General features: G+C 44.2%; 13 protein-coding genes. 4 read left to right on the top strand and 9 right to left on the bottom strand.

What is annotated here, in order from left to right:
• Nucleotides 1-9 precede the first annotated feature (9 nt).
• Both NYE72_RS04630 and NYE72_RS04625 read right to left on the bottom strand, forming a co-directional pair.
• The gene (locus NYE72_RS04630) at nucleotides 10-1,926 is read right to left on the bottom strand and encodes a sensor histidine kinase (protein ID WP_235219388.1); all 1,917 of its coding nucleotides are present in this window, start codon (nucleotides 1,924-1,926) and stop codon (nucleotides 10-12) included.
• A gap of 113 nt (nucleotides 1,927-2,039) precedes the next feature.
• Nucleotides 2,040-3,938 carry a sensor histidine kinase gene (locus NYE72_RS04625; protein WP_036676638.1) on the bottom strand — a complete coding sequence of 633 codons (1,899 nt, stop codon included), beginning with the start codon at nucleotides 3,936-3,938 and terminating at the stop codon, nucleotides 2,040-2,042.
• A 257-nt stretch (nucleotides 3,939-4,195) separates the two neighbouring features.
• Between NYE72_RS04625 and NYE72_RS04620 the strand changes: the two genes are divergently transcribed.
• Nucleotides 4,196-4,600 carry a hypothetical protein gene (locus tag NYE72_RS04620; RefSeq protein WP_051490926.1) on the top strand — a complete coding sequence of 135 codons (405 nt, stop codon included), beginning with the start codon at nucleotides 4,196-4,198 and terminating at the stop codon, nucleotides 4,598-4,600.
• Between the two features lie 86 nt (nucleotides 4,601-4,686).
• Here the strand turns inward: NYE72_RS04620 and NYE72_RS04615 are convergent, their stop codons facing one another.
• A complete protein-coding gene (locus NYE72_RS04615; protein ID WP_036680852.1) occupies nucleotides 4,687-5,913 on the bottom strand; it encodes an MFS transporter in 1,227 nt (408 codons plus the stop codon).
• A gap of 210 nt (nucleotides 5,914-6,123) precedes the next feature.
• Here NYE72_RS04615 and NYE72_RS04610 point away from each other — a divergent pair, with 210 nt between their 5' ends.
• Nucleotides 6,124-6,783, top strand: coding sequence for a peptidylprolyl isomerase (locus NYE72_RS04610; protein ID WP_051491160.1), 660 nt, complete (start codon nucleotides 6,124-6,126; stop codon nucleotides 6,781-6,783).
• A 134-nt stretch (nucleotides 6,784-6,917) separates the two neighbouring features.
• Here NYE72_RS04610 and NYE72_RS04605 read toward each other — a convergent pair whose 3' ends face one another.
• The 3 genes from NYE72_RS04605 to NYE72_RS04595 form a co-directional block, all read right to left on the bottom strand.
• Nucleotides 6,918-8,024, bottom strand: coding sequence for a Glu/Leu/Phe/Val dehydrogenase (locus NYE72_RS04605; protein WP_038568887.1), 1,107 nt, complete (start codon nucleotides 8,022-8,024; stop codon nucleotides 6,918-6,920).
• 204 nt (nucleotides 8,025-8,228) lie between these two features.
• Nucleotides 8,229-9,161 (bottom strand): manganese-dependent inorganic pyrophosphatase, encoded by a 933-nt coding sequence (locus NYE72_RS04600; RefSeq protein WP_036680844.1) that lies wholly within the window; start codon nucleotides 9,159-9,161, stop codon nucleotides 8,229-8,231.
• Between the two features lie 99 nt (nucleotides 9,162-9,260).
• Entirely contained in the window at nucleotides 9,261-10,067 is an 807-nt protein-coding gene (locus NYE72_RS04595) for an AAC(3) family N-acetyltransferase (protein WP_052096796.1), read from the bottom strand.
• A 168-nt stretch (nucleotides 10,068-10,235) separates the two neighbouring features.
• Between NYE72_RS04595 and NYE72_RS04590 the strand changes: the two genes are divergently transcribed.
• Nucleotides 10,236-11,213 (top strand): ring-cleaving dioxygenase, encoded by a 978-nt coding sequence (locus NYE72_RS04590; RefSeq protein WP_076179882.1) that lies wholly within the window; start codon nucleotides 10,236-10,238, stop codon nucleotides 11,211-11,213.
• Between the two features lie 59 nt (nucleotides 11,214-11,272).
• Here NYE72_RS04590 and NYE72_RS04585 read toward each other — a convergent pair whose 3' ends face one another.
• Nucleotides 11,273-11,974, bottom strand: coding sequence for a YjjG family noncanonical pyrimidine nucleotidase (locus tag NYE72_RS04585; protein ID WP_036680840.1), 702 nt, complete (start codon nucleotides 11,972-11,974; stop codon nucleotides 11,273-11,275).
• A gap of 169 nt (nucleotides 11,975-12,143) precedes the next feature.
• Between NYE72_RS04585 and NYE72_RS04580 the strand changes: the two genes are divergently transcribed.
• Nucleotides 12,144-13,079 carry an MraY family glycosyltransferase gene (locus tag NYE72_RS04580; protein WP_038568881.1) on the top strand — a complete coding sequence of 312 codons (936 nt, stop codon included), beginning with the start codon at nucleotides 12,144-12,146 and terminating at the stop codon, nucleotides 13,077-13,079.
• 514 nt (nucleotides 13,080-13,593) lie between these two features.
• Here the strand turns inward: NYE72_RS04580 and NYE72_RS04575 are convergent.
• Nucleotides 13,594-14,115, bottom strand: coding sequence for a mismatch-specific DNA-glycosylase (locus NYE72_RS04575; RefSeq protein WP_076179883.1), 522 nt, complete (start codon nucleotides 14,113-14,115; stop codon nucleotides 13,594-13,596).
• A gap of 39 nt (nucleotides 14,116-14,154) precedes the next feature.
• Nucleotides 14,155-14,709 carry an RNA 2'-phosphotransferase gene (locus tag NYE72_RS04570; protein ID WP_038568875.1) on the bottom strand — a complete coding sequence of 185 codons (555 nt, stop codon included), beginning with the start codon at nucleotides 14,707-14,709 and terminating at the stop codon, nucleotides 14,155-14,157.
• Nucleotides 14,710-15,044 lie beyond the last annotated feature (335 nt).

Below are 15,044 nucleotides of genomic sequence, written 5' to 3'. Positions count from 1 at the left end.
ACAACAAGATTAACCCCCTAAGGAGTGAGAATCATCCGGAGCTTCTGCCAATGGCAGTATGGTGATGGATTCGGTTCCCACTCCTTTTTTGCTTGTGAATTTCACTTTACCTTGCATAGCTTCGATGATACGGAAAGTGACCATTAATCCAAGACCTGTGCCTTTATTCTTTTTAGTGAAATAAGGCTCTCCCAATCGGTGCAGGACATCCGCGTCCATCCCTTCCCCGTTGTCTTTGATATGAATAATTACGTTCTCCTCTTCCGCATACACCGACATATAGATAAATCCTTCGTCACGGAAAGATTCAATGCTATTTTTGATAATGTTGATGAAGGCTTGCTTAAACTTCGAGGAATTCCCCTTCACCCATAATTCGCCCGATACATCAAGAATCATTTTTCCTCCATTTAAATGACAAAGCGGCTGCATAATACTCTCAATATGCTTAAATTCATTATACAAATTCAGACTGGAAATCGTCTCAAATTCCGGTTTTGCGAAGGTTAAGAAATCCGTAATGATCCCGGAAGCACGATCCAGCTCACTAAGGGCCATCGACATAAATATTTCCTCTTCACCAACGGATTTCTCGCTAAGCAGCTGAAGGAAACCCCTAGTTACCTGGAGTGGATTCCGCACTTCATGAGCAACAGATGCAGCAAGCTCGCTAATAATTTCCATTTTTTCTGAACGCTGCAATTCGTTGTTAAAACGCTCTAATTCTTTAGAATAGTTAACAACCTGTTGATGGCTATAGGCTAGTCTTCGCTCCAGAATTACGATCAAGGAGATTATGAAGGCAACAATGCCCCACTTCCACAAGAATAAATCATAGTTCCCCTTATGAATGTAATACCACAGTAACTCTGACACTACAGTAAATGCAGCCGTTCCAAAGCCAATGGCAAAAATGATAGCGTCCCTATTCCCTTTAAGCGAAAATATAATCACACATACGATAAGCAAGATGAACTGAAGGATGAGGATGAACCCGATAATAGTGGTGGATACAAAATAATAAAACTCAATATAGCTATTATTCGATAGAAAATTGATCAAAAGACATAGCAAACAAAATGAGGAGTAAATGACTTGAAATTGACGAAAACGACGGACGATCGCATATTTTCCACTGCCAAATATTTTTTCAAATAAAAGAGTAAGCGCCGGTAAAAGTGAGAATAAAGCCAAATCAAGAAATACATTACTAATCGCGCCCAAATTGCTGTAAAAGGTATAAATAAAAGGAGAATAGGTTATCGAGAGAATTCCGGTTGAACCTATTACAACGGCTAGTGAAGCCACACTGGAAAAATAGTCCCTATTAATGTAGAGAGAACTTATAAATAGAACGATAGCCACAAGAAAAAAAGCACAGCCCAAAATCACATCGCTGAGTCCATTTTTAATATAATCATTGATTAACAGGTTGTGTTCACCGATCACTACTTCATTTTTAATTCCGATTCTATCCTGCAGCGTTTCAGTCCAAATGTATAATGTTTTCCCACTATCGCTTTGACTCAAAGGCAACAACAAAGAATAGTTATCCTTAATATAATTACGATCTTCCTCGAAGATTAAACGGTCGTTCACATACACCTTCACATGAAGAGCATATAAAGTATCAATGTAGATTGAAGGGGAGATATAACTAAAGTTAGGTATGGAAATACGAGTCCAAGAAGTGGATACGCCTGATGGCAGATGTGGGATTTCCTTCGTAGCATTCACATTTATCCAATACTGCTGGTCATTATTCTGAGGAACCACTACGCCGCTGTTTTCGGTTCCATCGCCCCATCTCATCTGCCAACTGGTAATTTCTTGGGATGGATATGGGGTCGCTGCTGATACAACAATTGAACTATATCCTATCAGAAGGAGAGTAAGGGCTATTGCTATATGTAGGACTTTAATCATCAAGCGCATATATGCACCTCAGAAGTAAGTATCAGAAACAATATTCTGTCTGTACTACTTCGCTCAGCCCCTCACTCTTTCCTTCTAAAAAACGGAATTATCATAAATTACTTCTAAATTCTTCTAAGTTCTGGTATTTTTACTATAATTTCAGTCCCTTCCCCTTTCTCACTGCGAAACTCAGTGCATCCCTCCATCGCCTCAATAATCCGAAAGGTTACCATCAGTCCAAGCCCCGTTCCTTTGGTCTTATTGGAGTAATAAGGTTCCCCTAACCGAGCCAGCTCATTCCGGTTCATCCCTTCCCCATTATCATGAACACTGATTATTATATGTTTTCCAGACTTCCAGGCTGTGACTTTAATCAGCCCATTGTCCTTTAAAGCTTCAATACTATTTTTGAGAATGTTGATAAACGCTTGCTTGAACTTGGCAGATGATCCAGTAACGTAAAGTCCTGGCTGCAGGTTAAGTTCAATGACGCCCCCTTGCAGATTCGCTAACGGAGAAAGAATACCCGTCACATGCCTCAACTCTTCGGACACATCAAGCTGCTCTACGGTTTCAAGTCCTGGTTTAGCGAAGGTTAGGAAGTCTGTAATAATGAGCGTAGCTCGATCCAGTTCTGTAACCGCCATTTGCAGATATTCCCGCTCCTTTTGATCTGAACGCTCCCCAAGAATCTGCAGAAACCCTCGGGTAACCTGCAATGGATTCCGTACTTCATGGGCAACCGAAGCTGCCAGCTCACTAATAATCTCCATCTTCTCCGAGCGCTGCAAATCATTATTGAACTTCTCAAGCTGATGGGAATATTCAATAAGCTGTTCATGGTTTCTAGTAAACCTTCTTCCCAGAATGACGATTAAGGCAATTACGAAAATCACCACTCCCCATTTCCACCAATATAATTGATAGGATTGGCCCGATACATAGAACATGACCAGTTCGCTAAGAGACATGAAAGCAAATATTGAGAACCCTGTAGTAAAAACAACAGCATCTACATTCCCACGATTCGCATGAATAAACGCTAAGCTGATCAACAATATAAATTGCACAATCATAAGGATACCCAGCACACTCGTAGTCATCAATCTATAAAAGTCATCCAACTGATATGACAAAAGGATATTAACAACCATTAGGGAAAAACAGAATATAGAATAGACAATTTGAAACTTGCGGAATCGGGTAACGATTTTCTTTTTCCCTGGACCAAATATTTTTTCAAAATAAAATGTAAAGGAGGGCAGAAGCGTATATAATGCTACATCAAAGAAAACAAGTACAATCTCTCCATAATCGCCTAGGATTGTCGGCAGGAACGATGAATACGTTACCACTAACACGCCAATGGATAAAATAATCAGCACCAATAGAAATCCGCCGGAAAAATAACCTTTTCTCATGAATAGCGAGCAAATCAGCAGTACAATCGCAATAAAAATAAGCGTCGTTCCAATGATCAGATCCATTAAGCCCTGCTTTACATAAACAGATAACAGCTCATCGTATTGGCCTACTCTTATTTCGCCGTGGATCCCTAAGTCTTTGCTGCCACCATGGGTCCATAAATATAGCTGTTGTCCTCCAACACTTTTGGACAGAGGAATGAAAACCTTACTGCCATTGAAATTAAAATCTTTTCCGGAATCATATATTAATTCGTTATTTAAATAAGCCTTAACATTATTTCCATATACTTTATCTATGAATAACGCAGATTTATCACCAATTTGTGGTAAAGTAAACCGCAGCCAGGCTGAGGTTGCCCCACTTGGAGTCTCTGGGCTTTTCCCATGAGGCATAACACGAGTCCATTCTTCATCAAGAGCTGCCACAGCTTCTTCAATATGATCTACTTCTATACGTTCAAATTTAATCTCCCAATTGGGCAGCGTAGAGTCTGATGATTCAGCACTCACTATCGCCGTACCAAAAGGGACCATAGCGGTCAGCAGTAGAATTAATAAAAAAGCAGCCGCTATATTGGGCTTTGGCAACTTCATCGTAGCACCTCAGTAATTCATTAGTTGTTTAAACGTTCATATATGCTTCTTAATTTCGACAAGCTTCGCACTATCCCTGCCTATTCTTGTAAATTTTCTCGAAAAAGGACGTTTTTCATCGGCTTTTGCTTTCACCCATTTTTTACTAATCCAATATAGACATACCCATTTATTGGATCAGCGATTCGATCATGGTCAAACGGGTAAAGATAAACATAGGAAGTTCAAATTTTATCATAAAAAAGGAGTGAACGGCTATGGATAGTTCACCAAATAAAACTGAAGCTGACTTTGAATATGAACGTTATATACAAGCTGATATGGATGAAGAGGATATTGTTGATGATGACGCAGATCCTGTCTTGGTTGGCGATAAATACTTGGCAGCAGATATTGGTTTAAACTCACCTAAGGATGTAATCGAAAGAGATGAGTTGGTGGAATCCGATGCATATCTAGCCGCTGAAACCGCAGGATTAACCCTAGATGATACGGATTATACTAAGGATGAGGAACTCTTGGAGATGGAAGAAGAAGATCAGCCGCTAGAGGATGTTCCAGATGCAGACGATGTATATCCAAATTCCATTATTGACCCTGCCTCCCCGCCAGTGGATGTTATGCCGGGAACAGACGTTTTGAACGGTTCGCAGGGAGAATAGCAGCTTAATATGAATAAAGCCGCCGGGCTATGAGCCCGGCGGCTTTATGTTGTTTCTAAATAACGACATGCTCATTGAGTTAGCAGTTAACCCTGCATCGTTGTTGGCTGTTCTGCGGGACGAGCAGCGGCGATTTGTGCTTCCAGCTTGCGGGTCTTAACCAATATCGCTGCTACCAGCAGCATCACTCCATTGATTACAAACACCCAGCGAATTGGAATAACCGCGCCCAATAAGCCGCCGATAATCGGTCCAGCCATCGTCGCAAGCTGAGATGCCGCCTGATTCAGGCCAAAGGCCCGTCCACGGAATCCCGGCTCAATTACTTGTACAATCATGGCATTCACTGACGGCAGCACACCTGCATAGAACAAGCCGTAAGCAAAGCGAAGGATAGCGAACTCTACATAGCCCGAAACAAAAAACTGTAGTATATTACCGATGCCGCCCCCGATCAGTCCAATAAATAAGATCATCCCAAAGCCCTTTCGGCTGCCGATTCTGCCCCACTGCGGAGCCATCAGCACCGTAGCAATCCCCACAGCAGAGAACACTATTCCCGAGCTTAGCGAGGCACTATTTTTGGAGATCCCCATGTCCAGTAGATAAATTGGGATTAACGGTTCCAGAATCATAACGGAGAAGGTACTGATTCCCGCCAGCGAGAGCAAAGTAATAAAGGCTCGGTTACTTCTCGCTTCCCTGATATCATCACTTACATGTGACCTTGGAGCCGAACGGTCGAAGTTCTCCTCTTTTGCAAAAAAAGTAGCAATGAGCGCTGAGATAAGTACAATACCCGCCGAGAATAAAAAAGCAATCCGGTTGCTGGTATAATAGCTCACTACACCGCCGATTAATGGCCCAATAATACTACCTGTAGCTCCGGCTGTAGACATAATACTTAAAGCGTACCCCGTCTTATGCTCAGGGGTATTGGTGGCTACCATTGCAATAGCTGCTGGAACAAAACCGGCAAGCAGTCCTTGCAGCACACGCACAATCAAAAAAACATAAGGATCATGTACAAAATAATTAATAAGGTATAAAGCTGCCAGACTAAAACCCGAGCGAATAAGCATCGGTTTCCGACCATACTTGTCGGCTAGCGAACCCCAATAGGGAGAGATTAAAGCGCTGGCAAGAAAGGTTATTCCAAAACTAACCCCTGACCAAATCTCCAAATGATTTGAAACCCCAAGTTCGTCGCTCAAAAAAATGGAAAGGAAGGGAATCGAGATCGAATAAGCTGTACTACAAAAGAAAACCCCTATCCAAAGCACGATCAAATTCCGCTTCCACGAAAAGAGCATCCTATGCACATCCTTTCTCGATGTTCTCTTTGGAAACATCCTACCATTGTAAACTTCTTTTTAAGATGTGCCAATCCCAGAAGTCATAACTGACCTTTGCATGTAATAGGACAAAGGAGGTATTATGGGAAGTACCTACGAGATTATTCAATAAAAAGGAGAGATTATTTAGTGAAGTCTACACGAACAAAATCCGCTATTCTTCTGATCATGTTATGCCTGGTCATGGTTATTGCGGCAGGTTGCGGTAACAAGCCAAACAATAACAATGCAAGCAGTAATAATGGAAGCAGCGGATCAGCACCTGGGGAAGGTGCAGCCCCAACTGAAGGCGTTCCTTCAGCTACGGCAAGTCATCCCTTAGTAACCATTGAAATGGAAGACGGGGATATCATCCAAGCTGAGCTATACCCTGAGGTTGCCCCTAACACCGTAAACAATTTCATCTCACTTATTCAAAAAGGATTTTATGATAACACTATATTCCATAGAGTAATTCCTGACTTCATGATTCAAGGCGGCGACCCTGATGGCACAGGTATGGGAGGCCCGGGTTACAGTATCGCCGGAGAATTCTCTGGCAACGGGTTCACCAATAACCTTCTGCATACAGAAGGTGTTCTATCCATGGCAAGATCACAGGCTCCTGACTCTGCCGGTTCCCAGTTCTTTATTATGGATGCAGCTTACCCTAGTCTAGATGGAAGCTACGCCGCTTTTGGTAAAGTAACCGAAGGTATCGAAGCTGTAAAAAGAATTGTGAGCCTGCCTCGTGACGGTTCTGATCGTCCAGATGAGCCACCAGTAATGAAAAAGGTGACGGTCGACACCTTCGGCGTCACTTACCCAGAACCCCAAAAGGTTCAGTAATTAGGAATAAGCAGAAGCGACGTTACCGTCCTCGAAAGAGGATAAACGTTTCTTGTAGAAATAAAAGAACATAAAAAACTCGGCAGTCCCTCCGAAGTTGTAATCGGATGGAGCTTGCCGAGTTTTTTTACAGCTTATCCCCGCAGCGATCTTCTGGTAAGTGCATGTTGACCATTACGCAGGAAGGTGCTGCGGCTATTTCTTAATAGCGCTATCCGGTCCTCTGCAAGCTGGTTCGCAGCGGCATAAGTAGGTATTCCGTTCAAACGGGAAATTTCCATTACGCGGGTAATATTATCGTAAATCTTCGCCACCTGCTTAAAGGCACGTTCCTTATTATAGCCGTTCAGCTCGTCCGCAATATTAATGACGCCACCTGCATTAATCACGTAATCTGGAGCATATACAATCCCCATCTCATGAAGTGCATCACCATGCGAGGAATCCTTCAGCTGATTATTAGCAGCTCCTGCAATCACTTTCGCCTTGATTACCCGTAAGGATTCGTCGTTAATTGTCGCTCCAAGAGCGCAAGGAGCATAAATATCACAATCTACACTGATGATATCGCCTGGATCTACAGCCTTAGCGCCATAGGCCTCTACTGCACGTTGAACGGCTGGTTTATGGATGTCCGTTACGATAAGCTGTGCTCCTTCTTCATGAAGATGTTTGCACAGTGTAAAGGCCACGTTCCCCACACCTTGAACAGCTACTGTCTTCCCTTCGAGCGAATCACTGCCAAAGGCGGCTTTAGCGGCTGCCTTCATTCCTTGGTAAACACCGTAAGCCGTTGCTGGTGACGGATTGCCCGAAGAACCGTACGTAGGTGAGGTGCCAGTAACATAATCTGTCTCTTGATAAATAATGTTCATGTCCTCTTCCGTAGTCCCTACATCTTCAGCAGTTATGTACCGTCCATTTAAACCTTGTATGTATCTTCCGAAAGCACGGAACATGGCTTCATTTTTATCCTTCTTGGGATCTCCAATGATTACTGTTTTCCCACCACCCAAATTCAGGCCGGATACTGCATTTTTATAGGTCATCCCTTTTGCTAATCGAAGCGCATCAACAATAGCTTCCTCTTCCGTAGCGTAGGTCCACATCCGTGTTCCACCCAGTGCTGGTCCCAGTGTCGTGTCATGAATCGCGATGATCGCCTTTAATCCCGATGCCTTATCCTGACAAAATAATAATTCCTCGTAGTCGTCCCGTTCCAATGCTGCAAACAATTCCATCTCCAATATCCCCTATCCCTTTGTCATATTCCTCATGCTGGTTCAAAGTTCATGCAATTAGAAGAGGATCAGTTGGATCCCCTCCCAAAATATTGTAGCAGAATACGCCGTAAAACAAAAAGAACTCATGTCACCATCTTAACTACTGATGGGGCATGAGCTCTTTTTATCCAATCTACTCTCATAGACAACTGTCAAAATGCTTTACAGTTTAGCAATCGTCTCTGTAAGTACCGGTACGATTTGTGATTTACGGGATACTACACCTTTAAGAAGGGCTTTATTGTCATCAAGCTTCACGTTGTACGCCTGTTCTACTGCACCTGCAACACGGCCCAGAGCCAGACCCACCGAATCGTTGTTGAGGATATCTGTAACTACGAACAGGAACAGATCCAATTCTTTTTCAGCAATAATGGAAGTCAGTGCAGTTTCCAGTTCAGCCTGCTTGGAGAGTACATCATTAACGTCAACCGCGTTCACTTGGGCGATTTCTACTTTGTATTCACCCATTTTGAATTCCTTAGCATCCAAGGAGATCAGTTGAGCGATACTCTTGTCGCTAAGATCAGCACCAGCCTTCAGCATATCAAGGCCGTAGCTTTCTGCATTTACACCAGCGATTTCAGCCAATTCGCGCGCTGCCGCTACATCTTCAGCGGTGCAGGTTGGAGATTTAAACAGCAAGGAATCAGAAATGATTGCAGACAACATCAATCCGGCGATGTCTTTAGGGATAGCTACACCGTTTTCTTTATACATTTTGTTAAGTATAGTAGCAGTACAGCCTACTGGCTCAGCACGATAGTATAACGGATGTGCAGTCTCAAAATTAGCGATCCGGTGATGGTCGATAACTTCAACTACACGCACTCGATCAATGTCATTCGCACTTTGTTGGCGTTCATTATGGTCAACAAGAATAACCTGATTAGCTTCTCCAGCTACGTTCTCTACCAGACGAGGAGCCTCTACTCCGAAATGATCAAGCGCAAATTGCGTTTCACCACTAACGTCTCCCAGACGAACTGGCTCAGCATCCCAGCCTAATTCTTTTTTGAGTGCTGCATAAGCAATTGCCGAACAAATAGTATCCGTATCCGGATTTTTGTGTCCAAAGACCAATGTTTTTTCCATTTCCAATCTCCTTACTATGTTTTAGTGAGATTAATATACCATACATTGATAGCGGCTTCCAGATTGTGCGGGCTGAAAAATTGGTTTAGCCTCTCCCACCTATGGTTGTTCACGTCTGGTCTTTGGAAGCGGATCTGGTTTGGACTCACCATGCAGCGGTTCATTATCGGAGAAAAGATCAGGATTCTCTTTTAGCATCAGGCTTAAAATATCCGTCGTTTCTACTGTTCCACACACTCTAACTAGCGCATCCCCGAAATTCCCCTTACGCATGGCACCGCCTTCCTCAAGCTCGCGTTCCACTTTCCAAAAATGCTCCGACCAAGAGAGACCACAATGTCTGCGAGAAGGCACCATGATTTCATCGCCACCCGGCGTCACAGTATATAATTCCTCATGACTATCCGTCATTCTGCCCGGAATATCCACCCACTCTTCAATACCGTGAATGAACGTATTCCGCCGCAGATCGACGCCCAGCAGTACTATTTCCGCCTTACGATCAAGCAGCTTGCCCCATACTGAACCACGGGCGCATGGCGTATCCCAACGTTCATCCCCTGCAGTAAACGCCTCAGCATCAACACCCAAAGCCGCTACAGAATGAGTCGGATGCCAAGAGCGAACAACGCCCGGACGTTTTCTGAACAGCTCCGGTAATATCCCAACACAAGATGGGGAATCTTGAACAGAGAAGCGTGGATTATCCGCATTAATATAAGCCCATGTATGCGTTGGCAAAACAAGCAGCCCGTCCTTCATATATTCGCTGAGTGCATCCAGCACCGTGTTCGCACCTCCTTCTACTTCGCCAACACTTTTTAACGAGGAATGAACTAGAATGGTCCCCCGTGGATCAATCTCCAACTCCTGTAATTGTTTCATCAAGCTTGTTGTTGTGTGCACTTATACTCTCTCCTTATGTATGAATTAAATTTCATGAAACATTAATATCCACTTGCAAAAGTTTGTTATTACTATTAAAATTATAGTAACTTAATAATATTCACCAATAATTCTATCGATATTAAAAATAATCCACAAACCCTAAGCATTTACACGGAGGTAACTACCATGAGCTTAACGTTAAAAGGACTTCACCATGTCTCAGCTATTACTGGCAAAGCACAGGAGAACTTTAAGTTCTATACAGAGGTACTCGGACTTCGTCTCATTAAAAAAACAGTAAATCAGGATGATATTTCAGTGTACCATTTATTCTATGGAGATGAGAAGGGCAATCCCGGAACCGAATTAACCTTTTTTGAACTTCCGATGGCGGGCCGCAACCGCGAGGGCAATAACAGCATCTCCGCCCTCTCCCTTCGAGTCCCAAGCGATGCCGCACTTACCTATTGGGAGCAACGCTTCACCGAGCTTAACGTGGAGCATGGGACGATACAGGTACTTGGTGGACGCCAGACTTTATCCTTCCGCGATCACGAGAGTCAACGTTTCATTCTCGTATCCGACGAAAATGATAACGGTGTTGCCGGCGGTACTCCTTGGGCTAAAAGCCCAGTGCCTGCCCAATATGGCATTGTAGGCTTAGGTCCCGCACATCTCACAGTCGAAAGTGCAGAACATACAGCGGTGGTGCTGGAGCAGTTGCTTGGCTTCCGCCGTATAGGAACCTACCCTTCAACAGTTGCCTGTCAGCCAGATGTGCTCGTATTCGAGACCGGTGAAGGCGGGTCAGGCACTGAGGTACATCTGGAGGAACGCAATGATCTGGATCAAGAGCATTTGGGACGTGGCGGGGTGCATCACGTCGCCTTCCGCGTCGATAATGAAGACGAATTGAAGCAATGGATCGAACACATCCGCCAGGCACAGCTTCCTAATTCCGGTTTCGTCGACCGCTTCTACTTCCGTTCCCTCTATTTCCGTGAGCCTAACGGCATCCTTTTCGAGCTAGCTACAGACGGACCAGGTTTTGCTACAGATGAGCCTATGGAAAGTTTAGGTGAATCGCTTGCGCTGCCGCCATTTCTGGAATCGAAACGCCAGCAAATCGAGGCGTATCTGAAGCCGCTGGATACTCGGCAATAAACCTCTTTCAGGTTACTAAATAAAAGGTGTGAGACGCTTATGCGCTCACACCTTATTTTTTATTGAAGGTTAGTAGCTTTCCCTACAATATCTAGTAGCTCCGAGAGGTTTCGAATTTCGTATTTTGGCTGAACGCCGGACTCATTAATCTTACCGAGCGGGTTAAACCAGCAGGTATCAATCCCATAATTAATTCCGCCTTGAATATCAGAGGTTAAGGAGTCACCCACAATCAATACTTTTTCTTTATCCTCAATCCCCAATTTGGCAAAAGCGTAATCAAAAATCCCGGTCTCTGGCTTCTGACATCCCGCCTCCTCTGAGATAATGATCTGCTCAAATGTATCACTCAGCAGCGAGCCTTGGATTCTGGAAGTTTGCACATCCTTGATTCCATTCGTGATAATCGCCAGGCGGCACTCTGCAAGCTCTCCGCATAGCTCGATCGCTCCCTGCATCAGAAAGGTTCCTTCGCCTAAGAAACGTAGATACGCCTCACTAAATGATTCAGGATCAAGCTCAAGCGCATGTGCAGCAAACAACCGATTGAACCGCTCTACCCGCAGCGCCGCAGATGAAATCCTTCCTTGTTCTAAATCCCTCCACAATGCGTGGTTAATCTCTTGATAACTGGCAGCATAATCTGCTGCACCTGTGGGCATCCCAAAGTGTAGAAAGGCATTAGACAACGCGTGACTTTCTGCCATTCCATAATCAAACAACGTATCGTCGGCATCAAATAAAATAACATCGTATTTCATAAATATCCCCCAAAGAGCTTTTCTCAACAAGGTACTACAGCGATGCTGGCAAGTCAACTTAACACCCCTCGCGACAAAATTTTACTTTTTTAAGGTAGATTTAATCGATCTGTGGTATTTTAAAAAGAAAACGGTGGTGAGCGTCATTTTATACGTTTTATCATTTCTAATGTCATTTCTTATCGTCTACTTTCTAATTCCGCCGCTCGGCAAGCTTGCTTTTCGGCTTGATTTTGTGGACAAGCCTCGGCAGGACGTTGAGCGTAAAATTCATAGAGAGCCCATTCCGCTAACGGCCAGCTACGCAATATTTCTCGGATTTTTTGTTACTTATCTGGTGTTCGCGCGTGATTTCTCCATGGAGACTGTCGCATTATTTGTTGGTGGAGTACTGTTGCTGACCATAGGCACGGTGGATGATTGGTACAAAACGAAGGGCAAAGATTTCCCAGCCCTGCCCAAGTTAATTGTACAAGTTAGCGCAGCGATCCTGGTTTATGCTTCTGGCAACGCCTTTACCGGATTTTACAATCCATTTTCAGGTGATTATATCATTTTGCCAGTCATTCTATCGTTTCTGCTGACGATTATCTGGATCTTCGGCGTAACCACTGTTATTAATTTCTCGGATGGCATGGACGGTCTAGCTGGTGCCTTGACGGCCATTTCGGCGGTTACGTTATTCGTAGTCGCACTGGCGAAGGGTCAATCCTCATCTGCCATTATGGCAATTTCGCTGATTGGCGTTACGCTTGCTTATCTGCGCTACAATAAGCCGCCCGCCAAAATCTTTATGGGCGACGCCGGGGCAACCTTTCTCGGCTTCATCCTTGCGGTAATCGCACTCGACGGCGCGTTCAAGCAAGCCACCGTCCTGTCGCTGTTCATCCCTATTCTGGCGCTGGGCGTACCGATCTTCGACAACATTTTTGTCGTAGTCAAACGTTTCATCCAAGGCAAGTCCATTTATCAAGCCGATGCCACCCAGGCTCATTACCGCCTGCTTCGGGCAGGCCTGAACCAGAAGCAGGTCGTTGCCGTGCTATGCCTGATTAGTGTTTGTCTATCCTTATCCTCTATCATTCTGCTGCTGATCGAGACTTAATGTATTTTAGGGACTAAGGGCATGTCTCATATACTGAGACTGCCTTTTGAAGTTATAAAACGAGCAAGATTCCGATATGGAATCTTGCTCGTTTTGTGTTTGAGGGTATTCTAGAGTAGCGAGAGATAGCTAAGATGCGATAGTTTGCCAGAGCTTGCGAGATCTACGGGATCTACGGGATCTACGGTGATCTGCGGTGATCTACGGTGATCTACGGATCTACAGGATCTGCGGATCTACAGGATCTGCGGATCTACGGATCTACGGGATCTACGTAGATCCATGGCCAACTCCCCAGCTTTTACTCTTACGGACTCAGGCGCCGTTATTGGCGGATTTTCGGCCATTTAGTGGTGATTTCGGACTCCAGAGACGCTATCTACCCAAAATGGACTCATATTCAGTCTATTTCTACCCAATAGCTGCATTGGAGTCCGATAGCACGCAAATTAGAGTGATTTATTACTTTTAGCGACTCCTGTGTCCTTTAGCTACCTAACTCCAAATAAATCAATCACCCATCGTTCTCTTGCGTAAACTCGGCTAATCTGCGATAAATTCCAACGATCTCTTCCATCGGCATTCTAACTAATCCACTGGAAGAGGGTGCAACGAATTCACGGACACCATCTACCTTTGGAGGCTCGCCCCCTTGAAATCCCCAGTTAGCTTTTGTTCTGCGACTAAACTCTGTATACACACCCTTACCTACAAAACAGGCGACTTGAGGCCGATATTTCTCCAGCTTGGAGCGAAGCAATTCACGACCCTCCTGGTATTCTTCACGAGTAATATCGTCGATTCCCCGTGTGGGACGGGCAACAATATTTGTAAACCCATAGCCCAGCTTTAGCAAGTCCCCGTCCTCAGACGCATCATACAACCGGGGAGTAAGTCCAGACTGATGTAATATTCTCCAAAAATTATTCCGCGGATTCGCGTAATGATGTCCTACCTCACCAGAACGGATACTAGGGTTGAACCCAATAAATACAATCTGTAATCCGTGATCTAAGTGATCTGGAATTTCATCCATGTTATTATGCCTCCTAACCAAACGTCGATCTAGTTCAACTTACGGGGTATACACTTTAAGACATGAAGGCGGTATATGACCTGCCAACCAAACCTTATTACCCGCATTATAAAAGGTTGCACCCATTTGACCCGCTCTAATCGTATCAACGGTTAACAATATCAATTTCCCTCTGCGACTTCCGGCTAAACTGGCAAAATGAGTCCCTTCAGACAAATGAACATACTGCCGTCCCATCGATTGGAGTCCCTCCTCCAAAATCACAGAAAGCACACCAGAATGAGTTCCGTGAAAAAGTACAGCAGGCGGAGTCCCCGGCTCATAAGTGATTTTTGTATGGCTATGCCCGTACCGGGCTTTGATCCGGTCATCAACGATTTCCAATCGTTGCTTGTCGCAGCCTGCGACCACTTGCCGAATATCTCCCACAGTCACCTCTGACCATCTAGGAGTGCTGACAATAACAGACAGCAAATCATCCAACCTACAGGAACCATCCTCTGGATCCAAAATAAGACCATATTGCTCTGGGGTATGCCGCAGCAGCTTAGTCATAAATTTACTTAACGATACTTCCGCTGTATTGCTTAACATTATATTTCCACCTCAATGTTCCCTATTTATATTATTCTACAGTAAAAGATCTGCCGAAGCAGACTCCAGAGGCATTACAGCAATCGCACATCCATGTATTACCTCTTAATATGCAAAAAAAGACCATGGACTCTTTCGTCCATGGTCGGGCTTCACCTAAATACAGAACTCCTTACCAGTTAATACAGCAATGTTATTTTACCGGAAACGAATATACTGGTTCAGAGGCTGACCTGAAAGGTCCATTTCATCCTTATCCTATCTCCAAAAGCATAATCCAACTATCCAGTTTATGTCAACCAGTAGTCTTTTATCTGTAATCTTTTATCTGTAAT

This window comes from Paenibacillus sp. FSL L8-0333 (assembly GCF_037965665.1).
In the GTDB taxonomy this organism is placed as follows: Bacteria; Bacillota; Bacilli; order Paenibacillales; family Paenibacillaceae; genus Paenibacillus_AQ; species Paenibacillus_AQ odorifer.
This window is presented reverse-complemented; position numbering and strand designations above follow the sequence as displayed.